The sequence below is a fragment of the uncultured Gemella sp. genome, assembly GCF_963537375.1.
Classification (GTDB): domain Bacteria; phylum Bacillota; class Bacilli; order Staphylococcales; family Gemellaceae; genus Gemella.
The window spans coordinates 38,343-49,633 of record NZ_CAUTDQ010000010.1 but is presented as its reverse complement, the minus strand read 5'-3'; the positions used below and the strand labels follow the sequence as shown (position 1 = coordinate 49,633).

The 11,291-nt window shown below is 26.9% G+C and carries 5 protein-coding genes; all 5 read left to right on the top strand.

What is annotated here, in order from left to right:
* On the top strand, positions 1 to 1,200 hold a 1,200-nt coding region (rseP, locus tag RYK99_RS03145), incomplete at its 5' end, for an RIP metalloprotease RseP (protein WP_314990046.1).
* A gap of 303 nt (positions 1,201 to 1,503) precedes the next feature.
* Entirely contained in the window at positions 1,504 to 2,643 is a 1,140-nt protein-coding gene (locus RYK99_RS03140) for an exonuclease SbcCD subunit D (RefSeq protein WP_314990044.1), read from the top strand.
* The gene (locus RYK99_RS03135) at positions 2,630 to 5,656 is read left to right on the top strand and encodes an AAA family ATPase (RefSeq protein WP_314990042.1); all 3,027 of its coding nucleotides are present in this window, start codon (positions 2,630 to 2,632) and stop codon (positions 5,654 to 5,656) included. The genes RYK99_RS03140 and RYK99_RS03135 overlap by 14 nt, the downstream gene beginning before the upstream one ends.
* 28 nt (positions 5,657 to 5,684) lie before the next feature.
* Entirely contained in the window at positions 5,685 to 9,527 is a 3,843-nt protein-coding gene (locus tag RYK99_RS03130; RefSeq protein WP_314990040.1) for a PD-(D/E)XK nuclease family protein, read from the top strand.
* A 261-nt stretch (positions 9,528 to 9,788) separates the two neighbouring features.
* Complete coding sequence (gene dltA / locus RYK99_RS03125) at positions 9,789 to 11,291, top strand: D-alanine--poly(phosphoribitol) ligase subunit DltA (protein WP_314990038.1); 1,503 nt, start codon at positions 9,789 to 9,791, stop codon at positions 11,289 to 11,291.

Genomic DNA, 11,291 nt, shown 5'->3' with positions numbered 1-11,291 from the left:
TTATGTCAGGAATTCGCAATTGGAATGGGACCAAAAATCTTCCATAAAAAAATAGGAGAAACTAATTTTACTATTAGACTTCTACCTGTCGGTGGATATGTAAAAATGCCTGACAATGTTTTTGATTTCAACAATGATATGTCAGTATATGATCTTAAAAAAGGTATGAAAGTTAGTTTAAAACTAGATGAAAATGATAATGTTGAAAAAATAGTTCTAGATAAAAGTAATGATATGGATTTACTTCCATTAGAATTAAACGAATTTGATTTAACAGAAAAACTTTTTGTTGAAGGATTCGTTGGAGATAAGATAGAACGTTATGAAGTAAGAAAAGATGCATGTGTTGCATTTGGCGGTATGGAAGAACAAATTGCTCCAGTTGAAAGAATGTTTTCTTCACACTCATGGGGGCAAAAATTCTGGACATTATTTGCAGGACCGTTAATGAACTTTATATTAGCTTTAGCAATTTTCTTAGGAATTTCAATTTATAGTGGAGTACCATCTAATACAACGCGTTTAGGTGAACTAGCTTCTAACTATCCAGCTTCTTCAGCAGGATTAAAACAAGGTGATGTAGTTGAGCAGGTAAATGGTAAGAGTGTTACTACATGGAAAGAAATGACAAAAGAAATCGTAGGTTCTAATGGTTCTGAGCTTACATTAAAAGTGTCACGTGATGGTTCACAACAAGAAATTAAAGTTACACCAAAAGAAGAAGTTACCGTGGAAAAGGGTAAAGAAGTTAAAACATATAAACTAGGAATAAACCAAGCTTATGAGAAAGACTTAGCTGGTTCAATTAAGAGTGGGTTTGAACAAACTCTATTCTACGGAACAGCGATTTTCATGGGAATTATTAATCTGTTTGCTTCATTATTTACTGGTGGATTTAGTTTAAATCAACTTGGAGGACCTGTAGCGATTTATGAAATGTCTTCTGCAGCTGCACAGAGTGGTTTAATTACAACATTAAAATGGACAGGAATTTTAAGTGTTAACTTAGGTCTTATGAACCTAATTCCTATTCCAGTTCTTGATGGTGGAAGAATAATTTTTGTAATTTACGAAGCAATATTTAAGAAACCAATTAATAAAAAAGCTCAATATTACTTAACAGTAGCATTTGGTTTATTAATGGTAGCATTAATGTTAGCTGTAACATGGAATGATATCCAAAGATTATTTGGAAAATAGAAAATTATGAAGAGGAGATTAAAATATCTTCTCTTCATTTTTTATTATATTGATAAAAGAGATTTAGTATTAGGAAATCGCTTTTAATTTTAATAAATTTAATATATAATATCGATAGGTATTAAATACCTATTAAACTATTTTTTACAATTTTAAAATACTAAAGAGTCATGCAATAATGCAAGACTCTTTTTTTCATATTAGTTATAGAAGCGTATCTAACAATATTTTATCGTTCTCTGTTATTTTATTTCGTTTTAAGATATAATATAATAGAGATAATTTATAGAAAAAGGTGATTATATGGTTAAATTTTTACATACTGCAGATTGGCATATTGGAAGAAAATTACAAGGGAAAGATTTATTAGAAGATCAACAATATGTAATGAATAATTTGATCAGAAAAATTGATGAGACTAAACCTGACTTTTTAATAATTGCAGGTGATCTATATGATAGAAGTGTGCCTAGTAAAGAGGCTACAACACTTTTACAGGAACTCCTAGTGAAAATTAACATAGAATGTAATATACCAATTTTTGCAATTAGTGGTAATCATGATAGCAGGGAGAGATTAGCTATAGGAGAAGCTTGGTTTAGCAAGCATAAATTTTATCTTCATACAAGATTAAATCAAGCATTTGATAAGATTACCATTGAAGATACGGATATATATTTATTACCATATTTTGAACCTTTTGAAGCAAGAGAATATTTTGAGGATACTACACTTATAACTCATAATTCTGCGACAAAAAGAGTAATTAATGAAATTTATAAAAATATAGATATGAGTAAAACTAATATTTTAGTAGCTCATACTTTTGTATCTGGAGGGCTAGAAACTGATTCTGAAAGAGAAATTTCTGTAGGAACTGTTGAAAATGTAGCAGTTGAAATTTTTGAAAAATTTGATTACGTAGCTTTAGGTCATCTTCATAATCCAAATGCTATAAAAGAAGAACGTATAAAATACAGTGGTAGTCCAATGGCTTATTCATTCTCTGAAGCAACACAGACAAAAGGTATGAGGCTAGTAGAATTAACAAAAGAAATTTATACGGAAGAGTTTATTTCTTTGGAACAAAAACGTAAATTGCATAATATTAGCGCAAGATATGAAGAGGTATTTACCAAAGAATTTCAACAAAATTTTGATTGTAAAAAAGATTATTTCAGTATGGAATTAAGTGGTTTGGAAGGTGTAACAGATCCATTACCAAGAATTAAAGAATATTATCCTAATACTTTGATACTTAAACAAAAAAGTAATAATAATAGTGATAGTGAAATGAAACTCGATAAAGAGATGTTGACTAAAAGTCCACTAGAATTGATAGAAGGATTTTATAGTGAGCAAACAGGTAGTGAGTTAACAGTAGGGCAAAAACAAGTGCTAGTAAATATTATAGATAAGGTGAATCAAGATGAAACCAATTAGATTAGAATTAAAAGAATTTGGCCCATATAAAGATGAAATAATTGAATGGGATAGAATAATAAATGAACCTATATTTTTAATAACAGGAAAAACAGGTTCGGGGAAATCTACACTTTTTGATGCTATTACTTATGCATTATACAATAAAACAACAGGTGGTAAAGATATAGCTTCTTTAAGAACGAAAACAGCTAGTGATAAAGATAAAACACAGGTGAATTTTGACTTTGAATTGAATGGTAAAAGATATAAAATTGAGAGAACCTTGGCTTATTTGAAGACTGGTAATAAAAATTTAACATCTGGAAAAGTTGCTTTAATGCAATACAATAATGAAGAATTAGAAGTTATTGCAACAAAAGAGCAAGAGGTTAAAGAAAAAGTAGAAGAATTAATAGGCTTAGATGACAAACAATTTTGTCAAATTATTATATTACCTCAAGGTAAATTTAAAGAGTTTCTATTATCAAAATCAAGTGAGAAGAAAGAAACTTTAAGGTCGTTATTTAATACTTATTTTTATCAAAAATTTGTAGATCAATTACAAGAACAAGCAAAAAAATTAGATAGTAATAACAAACAAAAAGAAAAAGAATTAATTACAAGATTTGAACAGTTTGATATAGTTGGGGAACTAACAAAGTTTGAATTTTTAAAAGATGAGAATTTTGAGGAAATAAATGAAATAATTTTATCTCAAGAAAACGAGATAGAAACAGAAAAAAAAGAATTAGCTAAATTAGAAAAAAATCTTATTAAATCAAAAGAGAATTTTATAGAATTAAGTAAACTGAACGATAAATTTTTAAATCTTGAAGATAATAAGGTGAAAATTGATGAATTAAATAAAAAAGACAGTTACTTCAATAATCTAAAAATGGAAGTAGAGAAGTTAACGGAGTTACAACAAAGTAGCGATAAAATAACAGAATATGCAAGTTTATTAGATAAACAACTTCAATTAACAAAACAGGGAAAATCTTTGCTAGATGAAAAAGAGCGATATAAGAAAGATTTAGCTATGAATAATGAGCTGGAAACTAAACTTAATTCAATGAAAGAAAAAATTGAATCACTTAGAAAAGAAACAACAGATTTAAAATTCTTTTATAACAATATTGATGAACTGATAGTGGCTAAAAGTGATATAAACATATTTACTAATAAACTTGAAGAACTAAATCTAAAAAAAGAATCAATAAGAGAAATAGAATATAGTTTAAAAATTGAAAAAGAAAACTATTTTGAATCGAATGAAGAAAAGAATATTCTAGATGGTAGTATAGGAAAATTAAAATTAGAGATTTTGAAGAAAGAACAAGAAGTAGAAAAACTAAAAGAGTTTGAAAAAAAATCATCAGAATTAAATGATAAAAAGTTTAATTATGAAGCTTTAAAAAAACATTTAGAAGAGTTGCAGGTAACTAAAGAAGAAACTGAAAGAGACGTGTTATTACTAAAAAGTAATAAAGAACAAGAAGTATTAAATAGTTTTTTAGTGAAATTACATGAGGGTGATGATTGTCCACTTTGTAAACAGAGAATCGAGCATCTTCCAGAGGTAACTACACTTGTAGAAGTAGATGATAATATAGAAAAATCATTACAAGATGTTACTGAAAAAGTAATAAAAATAGAAACCCTTTTACAAAAAGACGAACAAGATATTCAAAATTTAACTACAGAAATAAAAGATTTAGAAGATTCTATTAATCTTAAAGCCGTAGAACAATTATCTCAATTAGAAGATGAATTAAAACATGAAACTACCAATTTAACAGAAGTGGTTGAAGGATTAAAAAAATCAGAAGTTAAAATAGAAAACTTAGAAAAAGAGATAGAAAATTTGTCAGTTTTACTAAAAGATGAGGATCAATTAAGACAAAAACAATTGCAGGCTAAAAACAAAATTGAGCAATTTAAAAATAATGTAAATATAGAGTTAGAAGAATTTAAATATTATTATGAAAATAATATAGTTCAAATTAATGAATTTGATAATAACTATAATAAATTCCAGGAAAATAATAATGAGTTACAAATTAGGAAAACAAAAATAGAAACTGAGCAGAAAAATAATGAAGAGAATTTATTAGAAGTTACAAAAGGGATTGAATTTATAATATCGAATTTTATGAATTCTAAACTTAGTAAATACTATAATTCTTTAGAACAAGCTAAAGAAAGCATTGAGGAATTAGAAAAATTAGAACAATATCAAACTCAAATTGATGAATTTGAAGATACTAAGAAGATAGTTCTAAATTCTCTGAAACAACTTGAAGAAGAATTAACAAATACAGTAAGACCTGATTTAGAAGAAGAACGTGAGAAATTGCAACATATAGAAAATGTGGTTTCTAATTTTATAGAAAAAATGGCAATTCTTACGACAAGATTATCAAATAATAAAAAATTATATGAAAAAATTTATAGTGAGTATCTTAAATTATTAGAAACATCTAAAGATGCACGAGAAATAATAGCTTTAAGTGATGTTGTTAGTGGAAAAACAGAAAATAGAAAGTCTCTAGAAACGTATGTACAAGGATATTATTTAGACTTGATACTTGTTGCAGGAACGAAAAGATTACTACAGATGACAAATGATCGTTACAGATTCATTAGACGTGAAGAAAAATCTAAAGGTGGAGGGCTGCAAGGTCTAGAAATAGAGATACATGATATTTATCTAAATAGTACGCGTATTATAAGTTCTTTATCTGGAGGAGAATTATTCTTAGCTTCGTTAGCGTTGACACTAGGTTTAGCAGAAGTAATACAAAATGAGAGTGGAGGAATTTCTCTAGAGACTATTTTTATAGATGAAGGATTCGGTTCATTGGATGCTGAAACTTTAGATATTGCATTAACAACATTAATAGATCTTCAGTCTTATGGAAGAAATATAGGTATAATATCTCATGTTAGTGAACTTAAAGAACGAATTAGACCGAAAATTGAGGTATATGCTAAAGATAATTATGCAAAAGTAAAAATGACTGGAATATAAATTAAATTAATAAAAGAAAGGAGAAACAATGAATTTAGAATTATTAGTAGGTCCAAGTGGTGTCGGTAAGACTAACTATATACTAGATGATATAGAGTTAAATAGAAAAGATAATAAGATAATAGTGTTGACTCCGGAACAAAACAGTTTTAATTTCGAAAAAATCTTATGTGATAAGTTCGGTGGAACGTTTAATATTGATGTTATGAATTTTTCAAGTTTAACTAGAAGGCTATCTAAACAACTTGGAATCGACAATCTTAAGAGGTTAGGTGACAATATTAAACCATTTTATTTCTATAAAGCTGCAAAAAAATTAGAAAATAGTGAGAATTTTTTAGTAAAACGAATTTTACAAGATGCGAGTTTTATAGAAGTTGTAGAAGAAATTATAAATGAGTTAAAGGAATATACTGTAAGTATAAATACTTTAGAAGAGTATTTAGAAAAAAATAGTAATCTAGAAAAAAGTCATCGTGAAAAACTAGAAGCAATTTTAGAAATATATGTAGAGTACACAAGATTATTAAAAGAACAGAGTACATTTGATAAAGTAGATTATATAACTGAATTGTTATTATATTTAGAATATATTGATTTAAGTGATTATGTATTTTATGTGGATGCTTATTATAATTTTACAGCTCAAGAGTATAATTTTATAGAGAAATTAGCTAAAAAATCTAAAAAATTAATAATAAGTGTAATTAGTGATGCGAATAGATATTTTAACTTCGACCTTTCGCAGTTGATTCAAGGTTATGAATTAGAAAAGATGAAATATAATAGTTTTTATCTTTCAGATTTATTTAGCAAAGAGAAATACAAACTAGATATATTCAGAAAATCTCATGAAATTATTGCCAGTATGAATGAAATTGTGAAAAATAATAAAGATGTTAATTTTTCATTAGTAGCTTTTATTAAAAATGAAGAAGTGCGTGTATTAAAATTTGATATAAAGGACAGTATAGTAGAGAATTACAGTATACTAGAAAACCAAAATGGACGATTCATAGGAATTTCAAATAGTATTCTTGCTGAGAAATATTATAAAAATTTTACTGCACAATATGAGACTGATGATAGCATTGAGATTATTTGTGCTAAGAATAAAGAATTAGAAGTTAAACAAGTAGCACGTGAAATAGTAAAATTAAAAGAGGAAAAAAACATTGATCATAAAGATATAGCTATTCTTTATCGTGATAATACATATGAGAACTATGTGAATATATTTAAAGATTATAATATAGAAGTACATTTAGATAAAAATATAGAGACAAGTAATCATCGTTTAGTTAAATTTATTCAGGAAGTATTAAATTTTAATGATGGAAATTTTAAAATTAGGTTATTAAACCTATTAAAGACTAGGTTAACAAACTTCGAGAATATTTATCGTCAAAAAGTTATTTCTTATATTCTATTAGATGATACAAGCGTTAATGAAAAACAATTAGGAAAGTTAATAGCAGAATTAGATGTGGATACGATTAAAGAAAGAATTTCTAAGAGCAACCTAATTGTATCATCAACTACTAAGTTTAGTTATAATGATTTGTTAGAAAAAGTTAGAGTAATTTCTGTAGATGATGTTGAAAATATATTAAATGAGAAATTAGTAAATTCTTCTAATGATATATTAAAAGATTATTTTGTTGAAAAAACAATTAAATATTCTACAGAACAACTACGAATTTGTAAAGAGGTACTATTAGAATTCTCTGCTAAGGTTTCTGAAGTATCTATGAAAGATAATCTACAAGTTAAACGTTATGTGAAAAAATTAGTTGATGTATTTGACTATTGTAAAATCAGAATGTATCTCGATAAAGAAGATGGAGATTATGATGATATAGATGAGTTGAAAGTGGATAGTATTGATAGACAAGTTTATAAAAAAGTCTTGGAATATATGAATGATATAAATGAGAATTTTGGTAATGATAAGTTTGAATATCAAAAATTTGTAACACTTTTTAATGCTGGATTAACTACTATCAAGTATCGTTCAATACCAGAGATAAACAATTCTATAATTATGTCTACAATGGATTTAGCTAAGGTAGAAAATAAAAAAGTTGTTTTTGTTATTGGATTTAACAAAGATGTATTACCAGTATCGAAGAGTGCAGGATTAATAGACGATAAAGATAAGGAAGAACTAATTTTAAGGGATATCTTCTTATCTCCAACTAAAGAAGCGGCTCTTATTGATGAAGAATTTGTAGCTTATGTGGCTTTAACTCGCGCAAAAGATAAGACATATATATGTTATAGTTTATTAGATAAAAGTTTCAAAGAAAACTTTGCTTCTCCATATTTGAGTACAGTAAAATCATTGTTTTCACAATTAGAAGAAAAACAAACTTCAAAAATATTAGAATTTTCTATTTCAGATTATAGTTATTATTTAGAAAATTTTTCAGAAATTGTTTCTGATAAAGAATTTAACTACTTGTTTTCAAAAGTCTATCGAAGATTTATGGAAGTAAAAGATAGTAAGACGAAAGAAGTAGAAATTTTGGTAGAACTTATGATTAAGTTTTTAGAAAACTATCAGATGTTAATATCTTCGGAGAATATTGAAAGTTATGAAGTACTAGATGAATTAAATGATAGAATATTCTTTTCTAAAGATAATAGTATTAAAAATTATTTATCTAAAATAATTAGAGATTACAAGTTTGAACTTAACGAGAATACAATCAAAGAATTTTTAGAAGTGAAAAAAGATACTTTCTCTAAGTTTAGTATATCTAAAATTTCTGATTTTGAGAGAAATCCATATCAGTTCTTCATTAAACGAGTTCTTGGAATAGTAGAAGAAAGAGATATAGATATTGATAATCTTATTTCAGGAAGATTCTTCCATGCGGTGATGGCAGATGAAAGAATCGTTAGTTTTATTGCTGAATGTGGAAGTAAAATGGATATTGAAGTTCAAGAAGATGAAGATATCGCTAGAAAATTTAAAATAAAAGATATTGTAAGAGATGTTGTTTACAATAGTGATAACAAAGACATATTAGAAACTCTAAAATTAATAGAATTGTTAAATACTCATAAATATATTTTAATTAATATGCTTCAAAGATTAGAGATAGCAATAGCAATTGAAATAAAATATTTTTCTTTAACAAAATTCATGCCGACATTCTTAGAAAAGCCATTTTCTTTAGAGATAGAAGATAATATTATTTCTTGTAAGAATATTGAAACAGGTGAAATTAATAGAAAAGAACTATTGCAACAATATAATATTCCACCTATTAGATTTGTCGGTGTAATAGATAGGGTTGATGTTTTAGATAAAAATATTTCTATTATCGATTATAAGAGTAGTCAGACAGATTTTACGCTAGATAGTATTGAATTAGGATTTATTTCTCAAATTTTAACATACGCGTTAGCGTGCGAATTGATGTTTGATAAGAAATTTGAGGATATTCTTGGAATTTTTTATAGAGAAATTGCCAAGTTAGGAAAAGATTTAAAAACATACAGATTAAGAGGTTTAGCCAATAGTGATTTAATATTAAAAGAAGACTTTTTAGAAATTGCACCAGAAGTTATGTATGTTAGAACCGCGAAGAAAGGTTCTATCCATGGGGCTGATGCACATAAAGCTTATAGTAGTCCAGAATTAGAAAAAATGGTTAATAAAAATCTTCACAATGTGATGTGTTTATTAGAAAAAATATTCTTATTTGATTACTCACTAAACAATTATGAAGTAGATAATCAGTATCTTGCTGAAAAACAAACTTTATTTAATTTTGCATCTAATAATGATACGAAATTAGATTATAAATATAAAGTGGCTCTTAAACCGAAAGAATTAAAAGAAAAGTTGTTGAAAGAATAGATTTTTAATTGATTATTATAATCTTTTAAAGAAAAAAATATAATATTAGAGATAATTCGATAAAATGGTTACTAAAACACACGCATTAATTAGATTATCTCTAATTTTTTTATTTTTTTATTAAATTTTAATCACATTTGATAAGATTTATATTATAATAGTATAAGTGAAATAGTAGCTTCTTTTCACATATGTTTTCGTAGAAGTAATAGATTGTATTAGATAATAAATAATAATGATAAAGGCAAGGATAATATAAATATGAAATTAACTTTTTTTGAAAAACTAGAACAGTATAGAAATAGTTCTAAAAAGGTATATATTAATAATATGTATCAGAATGAAAATTTAACATATAAAAATTTAATAGAGTATTCGGATAGACTTGCGTTTTATCTAGAAGAGAAACTAGGAGAAGACAGGAACCCTATAGTAGTATATGGACATAAACATCCGTTCATGTTAGTGTTCTTTTTAGCGTGTGTGAAATCAGGAAGAGCATTCTGCCCAGTAGATATAAACACACCTAAAGACAGGGTAGGAGAAATCGTAGAAACAGTAGATTCAAAATTAGTGCTTGTTACAGAAAAAATAGAGCTGACTAGAGAAATGCTAGATGTAGAATCTGCTAAAGAAATACTATCAACTACTCAAGGTTCAATATCAAAAGAACACTACGTAAAAGATGAAGATTTGTTCTATATTATATTTACATCAGGAAGCACAGGAAAACCAAAAGGTGTGTGTATTACATATAACAACTTGAATAATTTCTTACATTGGTATACAGGATATTATGATGAAAAAGAAGAACTAGTATTTTTAGGACATCCACCATTCTCATTTGATCTATCGGTAATGTCATTATGGCCAAGTATTTATCTAGGGGCATCTTTAGTACAAATAGATAAAAAACATCAAGAAAACTTCAAATTAATGTTCGAGGAATTGAATAAATCAAATGCTACAATATGGATTTCAACACCATCATTTATTGAAATGTGCTTTATAGATAAAAACTTCAATCAAAGCTTAATGCCAAAAGTAAAACAATTTGTATTTTGTGGAGAAAAACTTTTTAGTACTACTGTAGCCAAAATCCACGAAAACTTTGAAAATGCTCAAGTAATAAATACATATGGACCAACAGAATCTACAGTAATGGTCACATGGGTGAAAATAACAAAAGAATTAAACCAAAAATACCATGAGAACCTACCAGTAGGAGAAGTGAAGTGGGGTACTAAAGTACACCTAGAGAATCCTGATGAAGAAGGAAAAGGTGAGATAGTAATTACAGGAAATACTGTCGCAAAAGGTTATTTCAAAAATGATACTATAACAGGTGAAAGATTTGGTATAGGTGAAGTAGATGGGAAAGAAGAGAGAAGTTACCTGACAGGAGATTTAGGATACTTTAAAGACGGCATGCTGTTTTGTGAAGGACGTATAGACTTCCAAGTAAAACTACACGGACACAGAATAGAGCTAGAAGATATAGATAATAATCTACTTAAAAATAAAAAAATTCGTCAAGCGGCGACAGTTCCAAGTTATGAAGATGGAAAAGTAAAGGCGCTGACATCATTTGTAGTATATAACGAAAAAATAGAAAAGCGTTTTGAAGTAACTAAACAAATAAAACAAGAGCTTAAAAAATTAGTGCCAGAATACATGGTACCTAAAAAAATAGTATTCATAGAAGAAATGTCACTAAACAATAATGGTAAAATAGACAAGAAAAAGTTAAAGGAGTTAGTATAA